At 63.3% G+C, this 23,392-nt stretch carries 18 protein-coding genes; 9 read left to right on the top strand and 9 right to left on the bottom strand.

The genetic code is table 11. The features are described 5' to 3' along the window. Positions 1–107: 107 nt before the first annotated feature. The 3 genes from ACTU46_RS02810 to aspS all read right to left on the bottom strand — a co-directional run bounded on the left by ACTU46_RS02810 (position 108) and on the right by aspS (position 4,740). Entirely contained in the window at positions 108–1,475 is a 1,368-nt protein-coding gene (locus ACTU46_RS02810) for a replication-associated recombination protein A (RefSeq protein ID WP_443378707.1), read from the bottom strand. An 11-nt stretch (positions 1,476–1,486) separates the two neighbouring features. Next, positions 1,487–2,737 (bottom strand): phosphotransferase family protein, encoded by a 1,251-nt coding sequence (locus ACTU46_RS02805; RefSeq protein WP_443378705.1) that lies wholly within the window; start codon positions 2,735–2,737, stop codon positions 1,487–1,489. A gap of 173 nt (positions 2,738–2,910) precedes the next feature. Continuing rightward, the gene (gene aspS / locus ACTU46_RS02800) at positions 2,911–4,740 is read right to left on the bottom strand and encodes an aspartate--tRNA ligase (RefSeq protein WP_443378703.1); all 1,830 of its coding nucleotides are present in this window, start codon (positions 4,738–4,740) and stop codon (positions 2,911–2,913) included. Positions 4,741–4,946: 206 nt separating this feature from the next. On the opposite strand from aspS, the gene ypfJ reads away from it, so the two are divergent. Continuing rightward, the gene (gene ypfJ, locus ACTU46_RS02795; protein ID WP_443378701.1) at positions 4,947–5,831 is read left to right on the top strand and encodes a KPN_02809 family neutral zinc metallopeptidase; all 885 of its coding nucleotides are present in this window, start codon (positions 4,947–4,949) and stop codon (positions 5,829–5,831) included. Positions 5,832–5,849: 18 nt separating this feature from the next. Here ypfJ and ACTU46_RS02790 read toward each other — a convergent pair whose 3' ends face one another. Together ACTU46_RS02790 and ACTU46_RS02785 are read right to left on the bottom strand one after the other, a co-directional pair. Next, on the bottom strand, positions 5,850–8,576 hold the full coding sequence (locus tag ACTU46_RS02790; protein WP_443378699.1) for an SNF2-related protein: 2,727 nt from the start codon (positions 8,574–8,576) through the stop codon (positions 5,850–5,852). A gap of 44 nt (positions 8,577–8,620) precedes the next feature. Continuing rightward, complete coding sequence (locus ACTU46_RS02785; RefSeq protein WP_443378697.1) at positions 8,621–8,893, bottom strand: hypothetical protein; 273 nt, start codon at positions 8,891–8,893, stop codon at positions 8,621–8,623. Between the two features lie 548 nt (positions 8,894–9,441). Between ACTU46_RS02785 and ACTU46_RS02780 the strand changes: the two genes are divergently transcribed. The 6 genes from ACTU46_RS02780 (at position 9,442) to ACTU46_RS02755 (ending at position 16,331) form a co-directional block, all read left to right on the top strand. After that, the gene (locus tag ACTU46_RS02780; RefSeq protein WP_443378695.1) at positions 9,442–10,053 is read left to right on the top strand and encodes a TetR/AcrR family transcriptional regulator; all 612 of its coding nucleotides are present in this window, start codon (positions 9,442–9,444) and stop codon (positions 10,051–10,053) included. 78 nt (positions 10,054–10,131) lie between these two features. Next, on the top strand, positions 10,132–10,887 hold the full coding sequence (locus ACTU46_RS02775) for a hypothetical protein (protein WP_443378693.1): 756 nt from the start codon (positions 10,132–10,134) through the stop codon (positions 10,885–10,887). 116 nt (positions 10,888–11,003) lie between these two features. Beyond that, entirely contained in the window at positions 11,004–12,122 is a 1,119-nt protein-coding gene (locus tag ACTU46_RS02770; RefSeq protein ID WP_443378691.1) for a CE1758 family FMN-dependent luciferase-like monooxygenase, read from the top strand. A gap of 76 nt (positions 12,123–12,198) precedes the next feature. Further along, positions 12,199–12,867, top strand: a complete 669-nt coding sequence (locus ACTU46_RS02765) for an FMN reductase (RefSeq protein WP_443378689.1) — start codon at positions 12,199–12,201, stop codon at positions 12,865–12,867. A 55-nt stretch (positions 12,868–12,922) separates the two neighbouring features. Then, a complete protein-coding gene (locus ACTU46_RS02760) occupies positions 12,923–14,335 on the top strand; it encodes an L-serine ammonia-lyase (RefSeq protein WP_443378687.1) in 1,413 nt (470 codons plus the stop codon). A 580-nt stretch (positions 14,336–14,915) separates the two neighbouring features. Next, positions 14,916–16,331, top strand: a complete 1,416-nt coding sequence (locus ACTU46_RS02755) for an NAD(P)-binding domain-containing protein (RefSeq protein WP_443378685.1) — start codon at positions 14,916–14,918, stop codon at positions 16,329–16,331. A 172-nt stretch (positions 16,332–16,503) separates the two neighbouring features. Here ACTU46_RS02755 and hisS read toward each other — a convergent pair whose 3' ends face one another. The 3 genes from hisS to tpx form a co-directional block, all read right to left on the bottom strand. Further along, a complete protein-coding gene (gene hisS / locus ACTU46_RS02750) occupies positions 16,504–17,790 on the bottom strand; it encodes a histidine--tRNA ligase (RefSeq protein ID WP_443378683.1) in 1,287 nt (428 codons plus the stop codon). A gap of 27 nt (positions 17,791–17,817) precedes the next feature. Beyond that, positions 17,818–18,462, bottom strand: coding sequence for an MBL fold metallo-hydrolase (locus ACTU46_RS02745; RefSeq protein WP_443378681.1), 645 nt, complete (start codon positions 18,460–18,462; stop codon positions 17,818–17,820). Positions 18,463–18,527: 65 nt separating this feature from the next. Next, a complete protein-coding gene (gene tpx, locus ACTU46_RS02740) occupies positions 18,528–19,025 on the bottom strand; it encodes a thiol peroxidase (RefSeq protein ID WP_443378679.1) in 498 nt (165 codons plus the stop codon). Positions 19,026–19,275: 250 nt separating this feature from the next. Here tpx and ACTU46_RS02735 point away from each other — a divergent pair, with 250 nt between their 5' ends. Both ACTU46_RS02735 and ACTU46_RS02730 read left to right on the top strand, forming a co-directional pair. Further along, the gene (locus ACTU46_RS02735; protein WP_443378677.1) at positions 19,276–20,124 is read left to right on the top strand and encodes a peptidylprolyl isomerase; all 849 of its coding nucleotides are present in this window, start codon (positions 19,276–19,278) and stop codon (positions 20,122–20,124) included. Between the two features lie 363 nt (positions 20,125–20,487). Continuing rightward, positions 20,488–20,856: a hypothetical protein gene (locus tag ACTU46_RS02730; protein WP_443378675.1), complete on the top strand. Its 369-nt coding sequence runs from the start codon at positions 20,488–20,490 to the stop codon at positions 20,854–20,856. A 476-nt stretch (positions 20,857–21,332) separates the two neighbouring features. Here ACTU46_RS02730 and ACTU46_RS02725 read toward each other — a convergent pair whose 3' ends face one another. Further along, positions 21,333–23,384 (bottom strand): bifunctional metallophosphatase/5'-nucleotidase, encoded by a 2,052-nt coding sequence (locus ACTU46_RS02725; protein WP_443378674.1) that lies wholly within the window; start codon positions 23,382–23,384, stop codon positions 21,333–21,335. Between the last annotated feature and the right edge of the window lie 8 nt (positions 23,385–23,392).

Here is a 23,392-nt window from a genome sequence, read left to right as displayed (position 1 = left end):
TGCTGCACTGGATCGAAGGTGAACGGTGCCCTACATTACCTGTCTGGCAGATCTTCCGGAGTGTCAGCCCCATCCACCGTCGGTGTCGGCCACCGTCACCCAGGATCTCAGCCCCGCCCACGCACGATGCGGCGCAACCGACCGAGGTATCCCGCGATCCGCTTCTCCGCCCCATGCTCGGTTGGCTGGTAGTACACCGCGTCCTCCATACCATCCGGCAGGTACTGCTGGGTGAGCACTCCGCGGGGGTCATCATGCGGGAATTTATATCCCACGGCATTGCCCATTTTCTTCGCACCCTCATAGTGCCCGTCGCGTAGGTGTGCGGGAACCGGAGCCAACTTTCCGGCCTGGACATCCGCGATCGCGGCACCCATGGCGTTGATCACCGCCGGGGATTTCGGTGCGGTGGCCAGGTGGATCGTGGCCTGCGCCAGGGCAAGCCGTCCTTCCGGCATTCCGATGAACTGGACCGCTTGAGAAGCGGCCACCGCAGTTTGTAAAGCGGTGGGATCCGCCATGCCGATATCTTCGCTGGCGTGGACCACCAGACGCCGCGCGATGAATCGCGGATCCTCCCCCGCCTCCACCATGCGGGCCAGGTAGTGCAGCGCCGCATCAACATCGGAACCACGAATGGACTTGATGAAGGCACTGACGATGTCATAGTGCTGGTCACCGTCGCGGTCATAGCGGATCACCGCACGGTTAACGTTATCCCGAACCGTATCGACGTCCAGTTCCCCGCCATCGGCGACTGCCTCGGCCGCGGCTTCGAAATAGGTCAGGGCACGTCGGGCATCACCTCCAGAGAGCAGGACCAGCTGTTCCAGGGCTTCCGCACTCGCGCTGATCCGCCCGGCCAACCCACGCTCATCCTTGAGCGCCCGCGCCAGAAGCTGGCGGATATCCCCGGCCTCAAGAGATTCCAGCTGCAGCAGGAGCGAGCGGGACAACAGGGGTGCCACCACCGAGAAGGAAGGGTTCTCCGTGGTGGCGGCCACCAGGAGAACGGTGCGGTTCTCGACGGCACCGAGCAGGGCATCCTGCTGTGTCTTGGAGAAGCGGTGGACTTCATCGATGAACAAGACGGTGCGTTGACCGTTGATCAGGTCCCGGCGGGCCCGGTCGATAACCTCCCGCACCTGCTTGACCCCGGAGTTCAGGGCGGAGAGGCCGACAAATTTCTGTCCGGTGGCAGAACTGATCAATGAGGCGACCGTGGTTTTCCCGGTACCGGGCGGGCCGTAGAGAATCACTGAGGCCTCCCCGGATCCCTCCACCAGGCGGCGCAACGGCCGACCGGGGCCAAGCAGGTGCTGCTGGCCGACGACTTCCTCGAGGGTCCGGGGGCGCATCCGTGCGGCCAGGGGTGCCCCGGCGGTGATCTTGAAGAACTCCGTGGCGTTCCCGGTGTCCTCCAGGGAAGTTCCGGATAGCGGGTCTGCGGGGCCGAAAAGCGAATCCTGACTCATCGGGAGGGAGTCTACCCCTGCGCTACTGCGACCCGGTCAGCGATCTCGCTGGCGAAGGTCGCCACGATGCTCAGCTTGGGGTCCTTGCTGCGCTCAGCGAAGCGGGACAACGCCTCTGCCGTCTCATAGAGATCCTGCCGGACCAGGAGTTCATCTTCGGTGAAGGGGCCCTCCACCGCGGGCCGGAGAATATCTCCCAGGCCTTCATCCTCATTCAACGCCGAGGATTCCGGTGCCACCATCCCCGCGGGAAGTTCAGGCGCGTCCTTACTATCCCGTAGTGCAAAGACAGTGCTGGTCAGGGAACCGAAACGCATGAGGGCGATGGACTCCAGGAGCCAACCGATCAGAGCTGCGGTGACCCGGAGATTGAGGTCCTCCTCAATCCGGGTGGTGGGCCAGCGAGGGGAGATTTCGCGCACCCAGGCATCGATGAACACATCAGCCTCATCATCGGTGATGGGGCGGGAGAAGAGAAACTGCGGGAACCCGGCGACCACACTGGCGATGTCGAAGGAGACATCGCGGAAGCCCGCCCACTCATAGTCCAGGAAGTGGGTGCGCTCAGCGACAATGATGTTGTCGGGTGAAAGATCGAAGGGGGTGAAGGCGCGGTGCCGGCCGGTGAGGAGCCGACGTTCGGCTTCCTTGGCCAGGTTGAGCACGATCTGGGGAATCTCGAATCCGGCATCGCCGAGCAGGTCCAGGCCCGCTTGGATGGAGAAAACCAGCACCCGGTCCCGCAGTCGATTGACATCGGCGAACTCCGGGTGAGTGCGCAGCATGCGGGCCATGAGGATGTTGAAGTCCTCTTCCCGATCCGCGGTGCCGGCGTGCATCCGGCCCAGCGCCTGGCCGAGGTTGCGCAGGATCTGCACCCGGTTCTCACCGCCGGTGCTGCTGAGCAGGTCGGCAAAGGTATCGCCGTCTCCGGAGTCGGTGATCACCAGGATGCGCCGGTCAATGTCATGGGCCAGCAGCACCGGGCCCGGGCGGACATCCTCCGGCAGTGAGGTGGTGAACTGGTAGGCGACTACTTCGCGCACCAGCGCGGCATCATCAAGCCGGTCCCCCGTCTTCGGGATGAACTTCAAGATGATGCTGCGCTGCTGCAGGAAAGGTGAGGCAGCCACCCGGGCGCGGAGCACGGTGGCGCTGCCGGAACCACTGAGCTGTTCAGTCTCCGTGATCTCCTGCCGACCGCCGAATCGCTCCGAGAGCAGGTTTTCAGCGATCTGGACGATCTCTTCCGTGGACAGCACCAGGGTTTCTCCTTCAAGAGGGGGTGTGACTCCGAAGTTGTACAGGGGAGTCACGGTGCGGGTAGGTTGATTACCCACCTGCTATTGATTATGCCTGTCGGGCAAGCAAATGCCCCCGAATTCGCAGAAAACTGAATTCGGGGGCAAAAGCTCTCCCGGTTCGGGGGTGCAGACTACTTGAGGTCCGCGGCTACGGCATCTTTCTGGGCGGCCGGCACCGCTTCAGCCTTCTTCGGCTTCGCATCGATGCCGGACTCCTTGCGCTGCTGCACGGTGATCGGAGCCGGCGCATCAGTCAGCGGGTCGACTCCGCCACCGGACTTCGGGAAGGCGATGACATCGCGGATGGAGTCGAAGCCACCCAGCAGGGAGACGATCCGGTCCCAGCCAAAGGCAATGCCGCCGTGCGGCGGTGCGCCGAAGGCGAAGGCATCGAGCAGGAAGCCAAACTTCTCGCGGGCTTCCTCCTCTGCGATGCCCATGACCTTGAACACGCGCTCCTGGACATCACGCTGGTGGATACGGATGGATCCACCACCAATTTCATTGCCGTTGCAGACGATGTCATAGGCGTAGGCGTTGGCCTCACCCGGGTTCTCGTCGAAGGAGTCCATGAACTCCGGCTTCGGGGAGGTGAAGGCATGGTGGACGGCGGTCCACGTGGAGTTACCCAAGGCAACGTCACCGGAGGCGGTGGCCTCGGCAGCAGGTTCAAACATCGGGGCATCGATGACCCAGGTGAAGGCCCAGTCGCCTTCCTTGATCAGGCCCAGCTTATCGGCGATCTCGCCGCGGGCGGCACCGAGCAGCGCACGGGAGGACTTGGTCTCACCGGCGGCGAAGAAGATGCAGTCACCCGGCTGCGCGCCGACGTGGGCGGCAATGCCCGCACGCTCAGCCTCGGTGATGTTCTTGGCCACGGGGCCAGCCAGCTCGCCGTCTTCGCCGACGAGGATATAGGCCAGACCCTTAGCGCCGCGCTGCTTGGCCCATTCCTGCCAAGCATCGAGCTGACGGCGGGGCTGGGAAGCTCCGCCCTTCATAACCACGGCGCCGACGTATTCGTTCTTGAACACGCGGAAGGTGGTGTCCTGGAAGAATTCGGTGCACTCGGTCAGCTCAATGTCGAAGCGCAGGTCCGGCTTATCGGAGCCGAAGCGACGCATCGACTCGGCGTAGGTGATGCGCGGGATCGGGCCGCTCAGCTCGTAGCCGATCAACTTCCAGACCTCAGCGAGGATCTCCTCTGCCAGGGCAATGACATCATCTTGGTCGACGAAGCTCATCTCCACGTCCAGCTGAGTGAATTCCGGCTGACGGTCGGCGCGGAAATCCTCATCGCGGTAGCAGCGGGCGATCTGGTAGTAGCGCTCCATGCCGGCCACCATGAGCAGCTGTTTGAACAGCTGCGGGGACTGCGGCAGGGCGTAGAAGGAACCCGGACGCAGGCGGGCCGGCACCAGGAAGTCGCGGGCGCCTTCCGGGGTGGAGCGGGTCAGGGTCGGGGTCTCGATCTCGGTGAAATCGTGGTTGTCCAGCACCCGGCGGGCAGCCTGGTTGGCGCGGGAGCGCAGCCGCAGGGCCTCGCTCTGGGCCGGGCGGCGCAGGTCGAGGTAGCGGTGGCGCAGGCGGGCTTCCTCGCCGACCTCACCGCCAGTGGCGGAATCCTCGATCTGGAAGGGCAGCGCCGCAGACTCGTTGAGCACGTTGAGCTCGGTGACGTTGAGTTCAATATCACCGGAGGGCAGGTTCGGGTTCTCCGAGCCCTCGGGGCGGGGTTCGACGATGCCGGTGACCTGGACGCAGTATTCACTGCGCAGGTCGTGGGCCCGCTCGGCGACCTCGGAATCACGGAACACGACCTGGGCGAGACCGGTGCGGTCACGCAGGTCGATGAAAATCACTCCACCGTGATCGCGACGACGGGAGACCCAACCGGTCAGGGTTACCGTCTGTCCAGCGTTTTCTTTGCGGAGGTCACCCGCGAGATGAGTACGCAGCAAGGCGTCTACGTCCTTCCAGTATTCAAGCAGCTTCTGTCAGGCGCTCACTTTACCTGCTCCCCCGGACACACTCAGGGACCGGCCCACATCAGCCGCCAGAAATCCGGTCTGCGGAACCGTGCTCACCGCGCTCCCTGCGACTCCCACCAACCAGGAAGATAGTGTTGCGTATCACTTATTCCGGGTTCTCGTGGCATGATTTGTTCATGACCTTTCGTGGCGATGTGAGTAAATCCGGTGCCCGGGCACGGACCGGCGGTGGCGGTAGAGGCGGCATGATCGCCGGCGGTGGTATCGGCTCCCTACTCCTGGTGGGCCTGTTCCTGCTGCTGGGCGGCGATCCCGGGGACATCAACAATGCGCTCGGCACCCAGAACCAGGAACAGCTGGAGCCCGGCGCGGGTACCGGCACCCTGGATCACTGTCAGACCGCGGAGGATGCCAACACCATGGCGGACTGCCGGGTTGAGTTCACCGCGATCTCGGTGGATCAGGTGTGGCAGGAGCAGCTCCCGGCACAGGCGGGTATTGAGTACTCCGAGCCGGGGCTGATAATTTTCGAGCAGTCCACCAATTCAGGCTGTGGTTTTGCCTCGGCGTCCACCGGGCCTTTTTACTGCCCCACGGATCAGACCGCCTTTTTCGATGTCTCCTTCTTTGAACAGTTGGAGCAGCTCGGTGGGGAGAACGCTCCGCTGGCGCAGATGTATATCGTCGCCCATGAGATCGGCCACCATATCCAGAATCTGGAGGGCACCCTGGGGCTGAGCGACTACAACGATCCGGGCGTGGAGTCGAACGCGGTGAAGATCGAGGTGCAGGCGGACTGTTATGGCGGTCTCTGGGCTCACTATGCCGATGACGGTAGTGAGGGCATGTTGGAGACGATCACTCCGGAGCAGGTTGCTGATGCGTTGGCTGCGGCGGGTGCGGTCGGGGATGACAATATCCAGCAGCGCTCGGGTGGTGATGTCTCGCCGGAGTCCTGGACCCATGGTTCCTCGGAGCAGCGGCAGCAGGCTTTCCTGACCGGTTATGAGACCGGTTCCATGGCGGCCTGCGACACCCTGGAGCGCGGGGTCTACCGGTAGTAGATCCGGCGCCGGTGTCTAATCCGCCCCGGTGGTATTCCCGGCTGCCACCGAGTACCCGAGGCGCTCGCGTTCCTGGGCGATGATCGCGGCGGCGAGGTCGGTTTCGCTGATGTCGACGGCGTCGTGGACCTGGGCGGATTCACTGGGGCGGGCATAGGCATCGAAGAGCTGGCGTTTCCCGGCGAGCATTTCCAGCATGCGTTCTTCGGCAGTTTCATCGGCGACCAGCCGGTGGACCTGGACGGTGGCAATTTGCCCCATGCGGTGGACCCGGGCAATGGCCTGGGCTTCGATGCTGGGCTTGACCTGGGGTTCAGCGATGATGACGACGCTGGCGGCCTGGATGTTCAGGCCGACACCGCCGGCGGTGATCTGGATGAGCAGGACCGTGCCGCCGGGGGCGGTACCGAGGGCGTCGATAAGGTCCTGGCGCCGGGCGGGTGGGACTGATCCGGAGATGGTGCCCACCACCTGCTCCCCCAGTTCCGCTTCGAGTCGGCTGAGGACTTCGCGGAAGTAGGTGAAGATGATGGTTTTGCGTCCGGATTCCGCTGCTTCGGCGAGGATCTCATGAATGCGGGTGAGTTTGGCGGGTTCGGTGCCGGGAGTGTTCAGGGCGGCGCGGCGGATGTCCATCCAACCACCCTCGAGCACGGTCTGGTTGTAGTGCACCCGGTCGGCTTCGGTGAGATCGATCCAGTCGATCTGTTCGAGTTTCTCGGGAAGCTCGTCGAGCACCTCGCTCTGGTTGCGCCGCAGGTAGGCCGGGGCGATGTGTGTCCGGAAGTCGGCGGCGGCCATGGTGGTCATGGCTTCGGTGATCAGTTCGGGCTGGATGTAATGGATGAGGTTCGCGAATTCGGCGACCTTGTTCTCCAGCGGGGTGCCGGTCATCAGCAGCGCGTGCCCGGCGGTGTTGATCAGGCGGGCCAGTGCCCGGGAGCGTTGGGTATCCGGGTTTTTGATCATGTGGGCCTCATCCACGATGACCATGTCGGGGTGGCCGAGGTCAAGAGTGCGGGCACCGTCAAAGGTGCAGACCAGCACTCCGCCCATCCCCCGCCAGCTGGCCACCGCCTCGTGCTTATCGACGCCGTGGGCGCGGTGGACCGGCAGGTCGGTGAAGCGGTGGGTTTCACGGACCCAGTTGCTCAGAACAGAAGCCGGACAGACCACCAGTATCTTCGCGGCTGAACTCTCCCCGGGGTCCCCGGTCACTGCGGCGACGTGGGCGGCCGCGGCGAGCGCCTGCACCGTCTTGCCCAGCCCCATGTCATCGCCGAGCAGAACCTTGCGCTGCACCAGTGCGAAGCGGGCTCCGAAGGACTGGTAGCCACGCAGCTGGAGATCCCTGAGGTGGGTGCGGTTCAGGCGCAGGGCGCGGATCTTTTCCAGGGTGTCCCCGCTCAGGTCCCCGGCGCCCTCCACCTCCAGGCGCAGCAAGGCGACCAGGAGTCCCTGATAGCGGGTGGGGCGGAGCAGATAATCCTGCCAGGCGGACATTCCCTGGAGGGTTTCCGAGCGCAGCTCACCGACCGGGCGGAACGGGGCGGGATGTGCTTTGGCCCAGGCGAGGTCGTCGAGGAAGCGCTGCCAGAGTCGGTTCTGCCGCTCCGGGGAGTTCAGGATCACCGTCCAGGGTTCCGGGGAGTCGGTCAGCGGCAGGTGTTCGAGGTCATCGAGCAGGCGGTTGCGGCGCGCGCGTTCCATCTCATCGAGATCATTGATGGCGTCGAAACGGCCCAGTATCCCGAGGAGTGTCAGGGCTGCGGCGCTGGGGGTTTCGCCGATGGCGGTGGAGTGTTCCCCGAGTGCCTCCCGGTGCAGGGTCTGGGCCGCGGCTTTCATCCGGGTGGCGGTGATCTCGCCGATGCCGTTGATCGCGGTCAGCTCCCCCACCCCGGCATGGAGAACATCGGCCACGGTGGCATAGCCCCGGGTTTCCAGACCGGCGAAGCGGAGCCGCTCCTTGGTGGCGGTCTTGAGTGCCTCCACTGGGAGCTGCCGCAGCAGAATCTCGGAGCGTTCCCGGTTGAGTGCCTTGAGGGCGATATCTGCCGACTGGCGCAGGCGGGGTTCGCTGTTCGGGTCGGCCTCCAGGGTCCGGATCATGCGTAGCACCTGCTGGATCTGCGCCTGCTCCAGCTGGGTGAAGGTGGGATTCTCCTGTCCAAGCCCCGCGCTCAAGGCGGAGCGGGCGGCTGCGATCAGGTGCTCTGGGGTGCCGTGGGAGCCGGCGAAGAGCCGGATACCGGCCTGCTGGAATCCCTCCGCACGGCGGATTTGCTCAAGCAGCCTGCCAGTATCGGCGAGCAGTGTCTGCAGCGTGGGGTTGGTGAGTCTGCGTTGGAGCTCGGCGGCGGCCTCCTGCCCCCGCGGCACTTTTTGACCACCGAAGAGCCGTCCGAGGAATCCCGGCGCGGCGTGGCGGGCACTTTCCCGTAGCTGGGGAAGGTCCCGGCAGGAATCAATCACCTGGTGGAGGGTGTTGCTGCCCTGGGGGGTGTGGCTGAGCTCGTGGTGGGCGTTGAAGGCTGGCGGCCAGGTGAGGCTCCCGTGGTAGAGGATGTCTGCCCGGAACTCATCTTCCTCAAGCCTGGTCCCGGAGAGCACCTGGCCTGGGGTGGTGCCCTCAGCGGAGTTCACCCGGGCCAGGGTGTCCCCGGCGGCGGTGGCCACATCCAGGGCGCGGTCCGTGGCCGCCAGCAGTTGTTCCAATTCGGCTTTCTCCACCTTGTTCACGAAATGTGATTGTGCCAGAAGGGGTGGACACGCTCGAGAAGCAGCTATAGCGCCAGCTCCGGGGCAGGTCCTTGACGGCAATCGCCCGGTTGTGCCAGGCGGCAACGGTGGAGCTCCTCGGGGCGGGCCTGCTCCGCAGCGACCTCGATGACCTGATCCCCGGTGGCGAGAAGTTCTTTATCTAGCCCTTCCCCTTGATCTGAGCTGGCCAGGGAAGCCGGCAGCCAGTTCAGATGATCGATCGCGTCGACCCGGCACCAGACGTAGTGCCAGACGTGGCACCAGCGGAATAACCCGCCGAAGATCAGTGAGAGCAATGGAGTCCGCCGGACGGCAGGGACCTCCTGGATACCCTGGGGAACCCGCTGATACCAGCGGTAGGAGCCCAGACCAGTTATTCCCGGAAGGCGCCCCGAACCAGGGCGATGAGCCGCGCCAGTGGGCGCGGCCGGTCGGCGAGGGCTGTTCCCGCGGCGTCGATAATCATCACCGTGCCCTTATGCGGGGCCATCCGATCAATGAGCTGGAGAGGGGGCGTGGTGGCCCGAGATTCCCGGCGCGGGCGCCGGAAACAGCCTTCGGGGATCGGGCTAGTGAGCTCAGTTTCGGTCAGGGGTAGGTTCCGGCGGTGGCGAATGGTGATATCAGGTTGGGCTTGGGTTAAAGTTTTCCCCACAAAGGCTTCCTAATGGGTTCCTAATGGGTGACGTGCCCGACCTCCAGATAGGTTTCCAGAGGTTTCCACCCGAACAGCCGGAGGATTGACCATCACTTACATACGGGGGCGTATTTCTCCGCCCTGACACCGCTGTCAAATAGACCGAATTGAACAGCTCACACACCAGCCGAAAGGTAGACACCAGATATGCGTACCGATGCCCGCGAACGACGCCAGAGAATTATCGTTGCCGCATGCGACATGCTACGCAGTAGAGATGCCCAGCCGGTGACCCTGGGAGAGGTGGCCCGCAATGCAGATGTCGGTATCGCGACCCTCTACCGCAACTTCGCCGACCGAAACCAGCTTTGGCACGCCTGTGCCAAATACCTCCTAGAACAGGTCGTCGACCTCCAACTGCAGGTCATGGTCGACCTCACCACCTGCCCCACTAGCCCTACCATCCCCACCGCCCTCTGGCACCGCTATGTGATTGATCTGGTCAACCTCGGCCTCGGCGCATTGATCCCGGTGCTGACACCGGAGAATATCGCTGACCTGCCTGCCGATCTGAAGCCGCTGCGCGCCACCGCTGAGGAACTGGGCGGAAAAATCATCACCGCCGTCCAGGGGGCTGGACTGGTACATCCGGACGTGGATATCCGCACCTTCCTGATTGGCCTGATCACCGTCTCCCGCCCCCCGGCCCAGGCGCTGGCCGAGATCACCCCCGGACCGAATCGCACCCTGATCGAGCTCTACGTCTCCGGACTAAGACACGGGCCCGAGTCGCTGAAAGATTCCTGCCCGAACACCTGAGCACCACCGGCGCAGCCACGCTTAACAGCACCGCGACCAGCCCGGCACGCGCGCCGGGCTAGCACTACCCTCGGCCTGGTGAACGAGAAATCCCCCGAGACCACGCACCCCACGAGCGGGCCAGCCAATCGGGCAATCCCGTTTTTGGCGGCCTTCAATGAGATCGAGCAGCACCTGCGACACATCCTGCAGGCCAAGAAGTCTGATGGTTTCAGCTGGATGGTGAGGCAGGCACACCGCCGACACCTCCTACGCGATCCCCAGTCCGAAGCCCTGCAGGCCTTTGCAGACCTCCGCAATGCCATCAGCCACGGCACCTACCGGGACAATCGTCCGATCGCCGAGCCACTGCCGGAAACCGTCGCCGAGATCAGCCGAATCCGGGACCTGCTGCTGGATCCCCCACTCGCACTGAGCGTGCTGGGCCCACACCAGGTGCGCTCCTTTGCCCCGGATGATGATGTCCGGGAGGCCCTGCACATCATCCGCGTGACCAAGATCTCCCAGTTTCCGATCTACCAGGGCGAGACCTTTCTCGCCCTGCTGACCACCAACACCATCGCGCGCTGGGTGGCCGCAGACCTCGATGACAATGATCACCTCGATGCCCGCACCATCGAGCAGGTACTGGCGTTCGCCGAGGACAGTGACGCTGCAGTCTTCCTGCCCCGGGAGGTCACCGCAAGGGAAGTCATTGACGCCCTCACCGCAGTGGACCCCGAAGGGGCGCTCCCCAGGGCAGTACTGCTCACCGAACATGGCCGTCGGGACCAGCGGCCAATCCGGGTGATCGGCGGCTCTGACGTGGCACTTCTGCTGGACGCGGTGGAGTAGTGGAACCTTCAGCAGAAGGTCACGAAAGCCCCCCATTGGCGCCCGGGAATAGTTTGGGACTATAGTTGTTGACATAACAACAAAGAGCGTTAATCACACGAACATTGGAGTAAATCATGCAGTTCGGCATCTTCACCATCGGTGATATCACCACCGATCCCACCACCGGCCAGACCCCCACCGAGCACGAGCGCATCGAGGCGACCGTCAAGATCGCCCAGAAGGCCGAGGAAGTGGGCCTGGATGTCTTCGCCACCGGCCAGCACCACAACCCGCCCTTCGTGGCCCCGGCCAATCCCACGACGCTGCTGTCCTACCTCGCCGCAAAGACCGAGACCCTGCTGCTGTCTACCGCGACCACGCTGATCACCACCACCGACCCGGTACGCATCGCCGAGGATTACGCCTACCTGCAGCACCTGTCGAACGGCCGCGTGGACCTGATCATGGGCCGGGGCAACACCGGTCCGGTCTACCCCTGGTTCGGCCAGGACATCCGTCAGGGCATCCCGCTGGCGATCGAAAACTACCACCTGCTGCGCCGCCTCTGGCGCGAGAAGAACGTGAACTGGCAGGGCAAGTTCCGCACCCCGCTGCAGGGCTTCACCTCCACCCCCTTCCCGCTTGACGACGTCGCCCCCTTCGTCTGGCACGGCTCCATCCGCTCCGTGCAGATCGCCGAGCAGGCAGCCTTCTACGGCGATGGCTTCTTCCACAACAACATCTTCTGGAACAAGGAACACACGGCGCAGATGGTGGATACCTACCGCCGCCGCTTTGAGAAGCACGGCCACGGCCAGGCAGACCAGGCCATCGTCGGCCTCGGCGGCCAGGTCTACATCGCTGACTCCGAGGAACAGGCCAAGAAGGAGTTCCGGCCCTACTTCGACAACGCCCCGGTCTACGGCCACGGCCCCTCCCTCGAGGAATTCACCGCCATGACCCCATTGACCGTCGGCACCGTCGAGCAGGTCATCGAAGCCACCATGGACCACGCGGACTGGGTGGGCGACTACCAGCGCCAGCTCTTCCTCATGGACCACGCCGGCCTGCCCCTGGAGACCGTGCTCAAGCAGATCGAGATCCTCGGCACCCAGGTCGTCCCGGAGGTCCGCCGCCGCATGGAGGAGCGCCGCCCGGAGCACGTACCCTCCAACCCGCCGACTCATGCCACCTTGGTAGCCGACCCCGAGAACCCGCACCACCGGGTCCGCCCGGGCAAGGATCAGGCCTAAAAGCCAGGAACCGCCTCAGGTTCGCTCCCCCGAGCCCCCTCTCACCGTCAGCATCTCCCTCAGGAAGGCATAGATCATGCCCACTTTGACCGTCATTTCGGCGGGACTGTCCAACCCCTCATCGACCCGCTCCCTGGCCGACCAGATTTCCGCGGCCGTGAACACCGCTGTCACCGCCCGCGGTGAGGCCCTTGAGACCAACGTCATCGAGGTGAAGAACCTGGCCATCGACCTGGCCCACGCCATGACCACCGGTGGTATCAGTTCCGAAGCCCTCACCGAGGCCAAGCAGCAGGTCAGCGAATCAGACGGCCTGCTTGTGGTCACCCCGGTGTTCAAGGCCAGCTATGCCGGGCTCCTCAAGATGTTCTTTGACGTCCTCGACGATGAAGCCATCAACGACATGCCCACCGTCATCGCCGCGACCGCCGGAACCGCCCGCCACTCCCTGGTCCTGGATCACACCTTGCGCCCGCTGCTGAGCTACATGCATGCCCGGGTCCTGCCCACCGCGGTCTTTGCCGCGACTGAGGATTTCGGCAGCCCAGAGGGCGCCAACATGGAGCGCCGGATCCAGCGTGCCGCCGCCGAACTATCTGAGCTCATGCTCGCCCAGAGCGGCGTGGTCGGCGGGCTGGCGGGTCCGATCACCCGCACCACCACCCGCGATCGAAAGTCCGGTACCGATCTGGAAGAGGACTTCACCTCCTTCTCTGAATTGCTCGCCGACTACGACGGCTCCTAGGCACTACTGTTGAGGGAGATCACCCTCCCTCAACAGCCCCAGGAGGCCCCTTACCATGATCAGCGTCTCCGACCTCTTCAGCATCGGCATCGGCCCCTCTTCCTCACACACCGTGGGCCCGATGCGCGCCGCCCTCGCCTTCATCAGACAGTGCCCACAGCTTCCGGCCAGGGTCGAGGTGGAGCTGCGGGGCTCCCTCGCGGCGACCGGTCATGGCCACGGCACTGACCGCGCCATCATCCTGGGTTTGGTTGGATATGAACCCACCACCCTCCCCGTAGATGCCAAGCCCGCTTCCGGGGAGCGCATTTCCCCCGAAGGCCACCACTCAGGTCCAGCCGGTGAGCTGGACTATGCCCTTATCTTCAACAATGAGGCGCTGCCTCAACATCCCAATGGCCTGATCTTCCGAGCCTTCAATACCGCCGGTGATCAGCTCGGCGATACCCTCGAATATTTCTCCGTCGGTGGCGGCTTCATCCTCACTGCGGAAGAGCTGGCGGAACAGCTCGCCGGTGACGGCATGAAGGCTGGTGCCGCCTCCGCAGACCGCGAGATCTCGGTCCCTTATCCCTTCCGTACCGCAGCGGAACTGCTGGCCCACTGCGACCGGGAAAGAAAGACCTTCGCCGAGATAGTGCTGGCCAATGAACTGGCCCTGAATCCCCTCCCGGCGGGCTCCACGATTCCCCCGATCTATGAGCATCTCGACCAGGTCTGGCACACCATGAAGGTCTCCGTCTCAGATGGCATGTCCGCCTCCGGAATCCTGCCCGGCGGACTTGGGGTGGTACGCCGTGCTCCGCTGGTCTTCGACAGCCTGATGGACGGCATCAAACGGCCGCACGGCGAGGGGCTCGATGCCATGGAATGGGTCAACCTCTACGCACTGGCCGTCAATGAACAAAACGCCGCTGGCGGCCGGGTGGTCACCGCCCCGACCAATGGTGCCGCCGGCATCATCCCCGCCGTCCTTCACTACGCCCGCGATTTCACCCGGGATTTCACCGCCGAGAAGATACATACTTTTCTCCTCACCGCCGGGGCTGTCGGCATCATCATCAAACAGAACGCCTCCATCTCCGGCGCCGAGGTCGGTTGCCAGGGTGAGGTCGGATCCGCCTCGGCGATGGCTGCGGCCGGTTTGTGCGCCATCATCGGCGGCAATCCCGCCCAGGTAGAGAACGCCGCGGAGATCGCCCTCGAGCACAACCTCGGCTTGACCTGTGACCCGGTCGGCGGCCTGGTACAGATTCCTTGCATCGAGCGCAACGCCATTGGTGCGGTCAAATCCATCAATGCCGCCCGCCTGGCCTGCCTCGGCGAGGGCACCAACCGTGTCACCCTCGATGATGTCATCCGGACCATGGCCGAAACCGGTCGCGACATGCTCACCAAATACAAGGAAACCTCCCTGGGAGGGCTCGCGGTGAACATCGGTCTGCCGGTGTCCTTCACGGAGTGCTGAACACCGCTCCCGCTTGACGACGCCGCTCCCCCGGCCCCGCCCCGAGCTGGGTCCGGGGGAGTTTTCCGCCCTCCCGATCAGGGATGATCATTCCTCAAAAATTAATGAGAGAATTACCCCCGCCCTGCACTCCCCCCACCTCTTAACGAGACATTTACGCAGCACAGCGACGTGACCATAAACTAATGTGTGCCAGTATCTACATTTGTTGCGAATCGGAATCCCGGTACACGGGGGTGAGCGTTACTGCCCCGTCCCTGGATTCTCCCGACCATCACGCCCGCGTCTTTTCAGAGACTGCAGGGCGGCTCCAGCGGCTGCGGAGATACCTGGCACGGTGACCACTACCTGTGCGGATCCATAGTTCCGCGCCACCGGTGAGAGATATCCGGTTCGCATGATCGGGCCCCAGGATTATGGGCCGAGGACATGATTGACGTCGCGCGGAACGACCGGGCTGACGTTGGACGAGGTGCACGTGAACTGGCAGGGTGCCAGTGGCCAGTCGATTGATGGCTGGGCCTCCCATGGGGCATCACGCGGGGCACCTCAGGCCACCGAAGTGGCCGGAAAGGTTTAAATGAGCGATCGGATTGCAGTAATCGGAGCCGGACCCAGCGGCATGGCTTTCCTCCGGGCATGTGAATCTGCCCAGCAGCGCGGGGCGGATATTCCCGAGATCGTCTGCTTTGAAAAGCAGGACGATTGGGGTGGCCAGTGGAACTACAGCTGGCGCACCGGCACCGACCAATACGGTGAACCGGTCCACTCCTCCATGTACCGCAACCTCTGGTCTAATGGGCCCAAGGAGGTCCTGGAATTCGCTGACTACACCTTCGATGAGCACTTCGGCCGCCCTATCTCCTCCTACCCGCCGCGTGAGGTGCTCTGGGATTATATCAACGGCCGACTGAAGGATTCCCGGGTCAAGGATCTCGTCCGCTTCGCCACCGTGGTCCGCTGGGTGGACTATCACCCGGCGAGCGAGACCTTCTCGGTGACCGTGGAGAACCTGCGCACCGGTGAGACGGAGACCAGCGAGTTCGACTATGTCATCGTCGGCTCCGGCCACTTCACCTTCCCGAATGTTCCTTCCTTTCAGGGCATCGAAACCTTCCCCGGCCAGGTCATCCACGCCCATGATTTCCGCGGGGCAGAGAACCTTGCGGACCGGAATGTCCTGATGATCGGTGCCAGCTACTCCGCCGAAGACATCGGTTCCCAGGCCTACAAGATGGGGGCCCGCTCGGTGACCCTGAGCTACCGTTCCCGGCCCATGGGCTATGACTGGCCCGAAGAGATGGAAGAGCAGCCGCTAGTTGTAGCGATCGAGGGCACCCAAGTCACCTTCAGTAATGGTGTCACCCGCAATTTCGACGCCATCATCCTGTGCACCGGCTACCTTCACCACTACCCCTACCTGCCCGCTGATCTGGCATTGAACTCCCCCAATAACCTCTATCCCGATCACCTCTACCGCGGTGTCGTCTCAGCGGCGAACAACCGCCTGTTCTACCTCGGTGCCCAGGACCAGTGGCTGACCTTCAACATGTTTGACGCCCAGGCCTGGTTTGTCCGAGATATCATCCTCGGCCGGATCAGTCTGCCGGACGCGGAAGAGCAGCGAGCCCATATCGACAGCTGGCTCAATCGCTTCCGGGGACTCAAGGATGCCGCCGATGAGATCGACTTCCAGACGGACTATGTCCGAGATCTGATCAAGCAGACCGACTACCCGATGTTTGATCTCCATGAGGTCGCCAAGATTCTCAAGGGTTGGACGCTGGACAAGAAGCGGGACATCATGGGCTACCGCAATGCGGTCTACCGCTCCGTGATCACCGGCACCCTGTCCGCCCGCCACCACACCGAGTGGATCCAGGAACTTGATGACAGTTTCGAGCGCTACCTCTCCACCCCCGAGACCGATGAGGTCCGGCAGGTGGTCGAAGGCCACCTGCGCGAACCCCTCACCGAGGTCCGCTCACCGCAGTAATGCTCGGCGGTTGAGGAGCAGCGCTGTTGAGTGAAGCAGCGCTGTTGAGTGGAGTAGCGCGGCAGGCCGGCAGCTTAGCCATCCGGCAAGACCCCATCCAACGAGACCAGAGCCCCGTGGTAGCCTCCCGATTCAGGGAGACCGCCCCGGGGCCGGCTTCACTCATGGAGAACTAGCTCAAGGCAGCCCGAAGGTGCTCGAGCACCTGATCCAGGGCCACCTCCTCCTGAGAGTGCTGCTCCAGGTTCTTCACCGCGACGGTGCCACCTGCCAGCTCCTGGTCCCCCAGCACCAGCGCGAACTTGGCGTGGGCGCGGTCCGCGCCCTTCATCGCCCCCTTCAAACCACGGTCGCCATAGGCCATGTCCGTGGAGATGCCGGCACTACGCAGACGGTTGATCAGCCCGGCCATCGCCTTCTTGGCCTCTCCGCCGAGGGCGACACCGTAGACATCGACGCGGCGGTCCACCCCGAAGTCGGTGAGCTCCACACCCTCAGCCTCGAGGGCCAGTAGGGTGCGGTCGACGCCGAGGCCATAACCGATGCCGGAGAGGTCCTGACCGCCGAGCTGTGCCATCAGGCCGTCATAACGCCCGCCGCCGCCGATGCCGGACTGCGCGCCGAGGCCATCGTGGACGAACTCGAAGCAGGTCTTGGTGTAATAATCCAGGCCGCGGACCATGCGGGAGTTGATCTCATAGGGCACACCCATGTCATCGAGGAGACCGGTGACGGTCTCGAAGTGCTCACGGCAGTCCGCACAGAGGTGGTCGAGCATCAGCGGGGCCTCAGCGGTCAACTCCCGCACCTCCGGGCGTTTGTCATCGAGCACACGCAACGGGTTAATCTCCGCGCGCTGGCGGGTTTCCTCATCCAGCGGCAGGGCGAAGAGGAAGTCCTGGAGCTTCTGACGGTATGCCGGGCGGCAGTGCTCATCACCCAGGCTCGTCAGCTCCAGCCGGAACTGGGACAGGCCCAGACTGCGGAAGCTCCGGTCCGCCAGGGCGACGATCTCGGCGTCCAAGGCCGGATCATCAATACCGATGGCCTCGACGCCGACCTGCTGCAGCTGACGGTAGCGGCCGGCCTGCGGGCGCTCATAGCGGAAGAACGGACCCGCATAGTTGAGTTTGATCGGCAGCTGTCCGCGATCCAGGTTGTGCTCGATCACCGAGCGCACGACACCGGCGGTACCTTCGGGCCGCAGCGTGACGGAACGGTCACCGCGGTCGGCGAAGGTGTACATCTCCTTGCTGACCACATCGGTGGACTCGCCGACACCACGCGCGAAGAGCGTGGTGTCCTCAAAGATCGGCAGCTCGATATGTTGGTAACCGGCCAGCCGGGCCTGGGTGGTGAAGGTCTCGCGCACCGCGAGGAACTTCGGGGACGCCGGGGGAACATAGTCCGGGACACCCTTCGGGGCGGACAGGGCCTGAAACTTCTGCTTATCGCTCACCCGGACAACTTTAGCGTGAGCACCGGTCTAGGCCGGAGTCAGACCCTGCAGAAAGGGGTTGCCCAGCCGTTCCGCCCGCATCGTCGTCGCCGCACCATGACCGGGCAGGACCTGAACCTGATCCCCCATCGCCAACACCGGCCCCCGCAGCGAGGCCGTCATGGCTGCCGGATCCGAGTCCGGAAAATCGGTTCTGCCGATCGCGCCCTTGAAGAGAACATCGCCGGAGAAACAGATCTCCGGGGTGTGCAGCAGCACCGACCCGGGAGAATGACCCGGCGCGTGACTGATCTCGAAATCCATGCCTGCGAGGTTGATCTGTTCTCCCCCGTGGAATTCCCGGAGGTCCTCGATGGGGGTCATGTTCGCGGAATCGAAGAGAACCCGGGCGTTCTCAGAGACCCCACGTTCACCTTCCAGCATGAAGGCATCCTCAGGGTGAATATAGACCGGGGCATTCAGTCGGCGGGCCAGCTGCCCGGCATCGCGGGTGTGATCGATGTGGCCGTGGGTGAGCACGATCTTGCTCAGCGTGCCCGCGGTCTCCCGGAGAAACTCGAGCACCCGGTCATGCGTGTGCATGCCGGGATCGATGACCACCACCTGCCCCTCATTATGGAGCAGGTAGCAATTGGTCTGGTAGGGGCCGGCGGCGAAACCCGAGATCTGCATGCCCCGAGTTTAACGGCCCGGCCCGGCGGCGCTTGTCGACGCCCCGTGGGTTGCGGTCCTGAGTCCTACTTCAGCGCTGCGAGAGCGGCGTCGTAATCCGGCTCGGTGGTGATCTCCGGGACCAGCTCGACATGGGTGACCTTGCCGGCTTCATCAGCGATGATCACGGAGCGGGCCAGCAGACCCTTCAGCGGGGAACCCTCGAGCACCAGGCCCAGGTCCTCGCCGAAGGAAGTGCGGAAGGCGGAGCCGGAGGTGACATTCTCGATGCCCTCGGCGCCGCAGAAGCGGCCCAGTGCGAAAGGCAGGTCGTGGGAGATGCTCAGCACTGCGGTGTTCTCCAGGTCAGCAGCCAGCTCATTGAACTTGCGGACCGAGGAGGCGCAGACACCGGTGTCCACGGAAGGGAAGATGTTCAGCACAACACGCTTGCCGGAGAATTCACCGGCGGAAAACTCCGCCAGGTCGGTACCGACCAGGGTGAAATCGGGAAGGGTGTCGCCGACCTTCGGCAGCTCGCCGGAGGTCTGGGTGGGATCATTCTGAAAGTTAGTGGTTGCCATGACAGCCAGGATAGGTATCTTTTTCCTCCTCTGCCACAGGGCGCGGAGCACGTACCACCCCGAATGGTTTCCCCGAGAGCCTGACTGGGGTTGACCTGCGGGGCCAGATCACAAGTGGACCGCTACAATAATGCGGAGCCGATGACCTCATATCCCACTTCCGGTGCTGCACACTGCAGTCCGAACCAGCGGCGTATGTTCGAGATCATCGTGATAGTCCACCGACACGGCAGACAAGGGAACTTCAAAGTTGAGCACTAACAAGGAGCGCGGCGAGCAGGCACTCGACCAGCTGGATAAGTCACTCAAGAGCCGGGACCGGAAAGAAAAGTCCGGACCGCTCAAGACCGTCATCGCGGCAGCCGGCGCCATCGTCGTAGTGGTCGGCGGCATCTGGTTCGCCGCCACCCAGACCGGTGAGGAGGAGATCATCGCAGAAGAGACCTCCACCGAGCAGACCACCGAGACCCCTGAGATGCAGCTACTGGCCATGAGCCGCGCGGAAGCCCTGCCGGAGACCGTGTCCTGCACCTATGAGCCTTCCGGTGAAGCTCCCGAAGGCGTGAGCGCACCGGGCGAGACCGAGAACGTCTCCACCACCGGCACCGTCACCGTCAACCTGGACACCAACCAGGGACCCATCGGGATGGAGCTGGACCGCACCGTCGCCCCCTGCACCGTCAACGCGATGGAGCACCTGGCGGCCACCGACTACTTCGATGACACCGTCTGCCACCGGCTGACCACCTCCGGCATCTTCGTGCTGCAGTGCGGCGATCCGACCGGCACCGGTACCGGCGGCCCAGGCTTTCAGTTCGCCAATGAGTACCCGACCGATGAGGCCACCGACACCGCTTCCCCGGTGATCTACCCGCGTGGCTCCATCGCCATGGCCAACTCCGGTCCCGACACCAACGGCTCCCAGTTCTTCCTCAACTACCAGGACTCTCCGCTGCCCCCGCAGTACACCTACTTCGGCCAGATCAGCGAAGAAGGCCTGGCCACCCTGGACACCATTGCTGAAACCGGCGTTGAGGGCGGGGCTGCCGATGGCGCTCCGGCCGAAGAAATCCGGATTATAGAAGCCTCGGTCGCTTAAGACCTGAGTCCTCTACACAGTCGCTTCCCCCAAGGTTTTGGGGGAAGCGACTTTTTCATTCACCTATCCCCCGGTTAACTCACCCGGATCTGACACCGGCTCACCTTTCGAGTCCTTTTTGCGAGAATTCAAGAGAAATTAGTGTGGAATTAACTCCGGCTGTGACCAATGAGGCTCAAACACATGAAGGGGAGCGGTTCTCGGTGTGAGAAAGTCCTCTATTTTCAACCCAAACGAATGTTTCTGCAGGTAGAAGCACGCAGAACACCCTAAGAAAGATCAGTGAACGGGTTGCGGAACACTTGCTTTATGATTAGTGTCTGATTCGTCTCCATTGATTCCCGAAGAAGGATCTGATTCTCCATGAAGCTGTTCTCCCGCAAGAGCCTTGTCGCAGCAGCCACCTCCGCTGCCCTCATTTCCGGCGTCCTGGTTGCCCCGGCCTCCGCCGTGGATTCCTCCACAGTTGTAACCTCCGCACAGGAGTCCTCCGCCGAGGAAACCAGCACCGAGGAAACCTCCACCAAGGAAACCAGCACCGTTACGGTCACCGCTGAGCCTGAGGTCGAGGACCCCGAGGTCGAGCAGTCCTCCTCCGATGAGTTCATGGCTGGCTCCTCTGATGACGACGGCAAGCTGAAGGCTTCCGCTATCCGCGACTGGATCGCAGTGTTCACCGCCATCATCGGTGCACTCTCCACCGTCTTCATCTTTGCGGAGCGCATGAACTAAGAACGTCCGGAGTCTGACTCCGCGACAGCTCATCGGCTGGTTCTCCCCAGGAGACAACGCCACGAGAATCAGCAGCACCCAAAGCCATCGCCTATCGCGCGGTGGCTTTTGCGCGCCTGGAATAAGAGCGCGCACCGCCGTGAACCACTGTGGGGCCCATTCCCTTAAGCGCAGTTCGACTGGGATTACCTCAGGGTCGCCTCTCCAATGGGCATGCTGAGGTTTCTGGGTGGTCAGAGAATCAGCAGTCTTGACCCTGCCCAGCCCCGCAATGGAGCGGAGCCCTCTCCCCCGGAGACCGCGCGAGCTCCCCTACTCGGACCACCACCGGACGGAGTTACTCTCGCTTCTCACCGGCTCTGCCCCATTGACTACCCCGGCATGCGAAAGCCCCCACGCGGCTCGCAGGGAGCAACGTGGGGGGTGAAAGCTTCTACGGGTGGCGCTAATTTCAGCCAGCCACCTGATGGTAACTGCTAGCCAAGGAAGCGATTGATTTCGCGCTGGATGTTGGCCTGAATATCCGTGAAGAACTGGCCGCCGGAGAAGACGTTGGCCAGACCCAATGCACCAGCGATGGCGGCAACTGCTGCCAGTGCGGCGGCAAGGAAGCCACCCTCGGAGGAACCTTCAGCAGGCCGCTCAACGGGAGATTCCGGGACTCCCGCATCGGTGGTCACGATGATATCGCTGAAATCTCCGGTGAAGTCATCTGGAATCGTCATGCTGACCTGTGCCTTGCCGGTGGAACCGTAGCCCTCATCGACAACCTCGGTGTCAATCGGGGCCGTCGCAACGGCATCACCGATCTGGACGGTGACCTCAGTGGCGGTCGGGTTCTGGGAATACGCCAGGGACTCGAGATTGATGGTGACCTCGGAACCCGGGGTCAGCTCGCCTTCCACGCTGATGCCAATGGCACTCTGGGTCCAGCGGGGCTGTACGTTTTCAGTCTCGGACAGGTAGTCGATGAACATCTGGACGTCCATGACACCGACGTTGTTGAACTTCGGTGTGTTGGCCAGTGCGGTGAAACCATCGCCTCCTTCGAAGAGGAAGGTGGAAGCGGCGACGGTGTACTCTGCTGCCGGATCAATCGGGGTGCCGTTGATCGTGGCCTGAATGATGCGCTGCCCCTGTGCTGCGGTCGGATCATAGCTATAGGAGAAGTTATCGGAGACACCCAATGCCAGACGCGGGCGGCCGCCCTCCGGATCCTGCCACTGCTGCTCAAGTGCTTCAAGGATGTCAGCACCGGTCAAGGTGCCATATCCGACATCGTTGCCGAAAGGCTGGACCGCAAAGGCCTCAGCGTAGGTGACCTCGCCAGCTGCCAGGTCGGCGCGGACACCGCCAGCGTTCATCAATCCCAGGTCGATGTCCTGACCAGTGAACTCAGACATCTGGGAACGCTGGGCCTCAGCAATGAGGTTGTTCAGCGTGGATTCGATGCCGCGGTTGGATCCAGACTCTCCATTGCGATCACCACGGGTGAAGCCATAGTCCAGGTCGGCGACCACCTTGGCACCTTCGATGTCAGCCTGCGCCTTGGCACCGGCGACGATACCGGCCACCTCAGTGTTCGGCTCCAGTGCAGCCATCTCAGCGGCAGAGAAGAACTTCGGCTCGATGGAGACCACATCACCGGTGGCAGCGTCGACGGTGAAGTCGAGGTTGGCCATCAGCTGGCCATACTCGAGGGCCTGGACGACGACCGGGGTGGATCCCGCGGGGCTCTGATACTGCAGGTGGGAGTCACCGGCGAAGGCGGCATCGACATCATCGGAGAAGTTGCTGGTGGCACCGTCCTCATGGAACAGCGCGATGACCACATCAGCTTCGCCGTTGGCATCGTTGCCATCAGAGAGCTCAGCGGCGATGCGGTTGGTGACTTCCTCCGGGTCCTGGAAGGTGATGCCCTCCACAGCGGCCGGGGAGACCTTGTTGGCGGTCTGCTCGGTGACGGTGCCGATGAAGGCCACGTCGATGGACTCGCCCTTATCGTTCGTGATCTCCTGGATCTTGTACTCCTCCAGGATGGGAGCACCATCGGCATCAACGACGTTGGCGCCGAGGATCGGGTACTCCGAACCCGGGATGATGCGATCCTGAAGGTCTTCAACACCCTGGTCGAACTCGTGGTTACCCACTGCGGAGTAGTCCACGCCCATGGCGTTGAGGGCGTCCAGGGTCGGCTCATCATTGAGCAGGGCCGAGGTGAAGGCAGATCCGCCGACGTTGTCACCGGAGGTGGTGTGGATGTGGGTGGAGCCCGCTGCAGCAGCTTCAGCGCGCAGGGCATCAACCTGGGCGGTGACGGCGGCGGCACCGGCATCAACGACTCCGGCGTCGTCGGAGGTCTGCTCGAGGTGTCCGTGGAAATCGGTGATATTCGAGACAGAGAAGGTGATCTCGTTCTCGTTGTCCTGGGCGAGGGCGTTCGGTGCCAGGCAGATGGCCAGAGCGCTGGCGGTGGCAACCGCGGTGGCGGTGCTCCGGAAACGACCGGGGCGGGAGTTCTTCTTCACGGAAATGC

The sequence above is a fragment of the Corynebacterium sp. A21 genome (assembly GCF_052266655.1).
Taxonomy (GTDB): domain Bacteria; phylum Actinomycetota; class Actinomycetes; order Mycobacteriales; family Mycobacteriaceae; genus Corynebacterium.
This window is presented reverse-complemented; position numbering and strand designations above follow the sequence as displayed.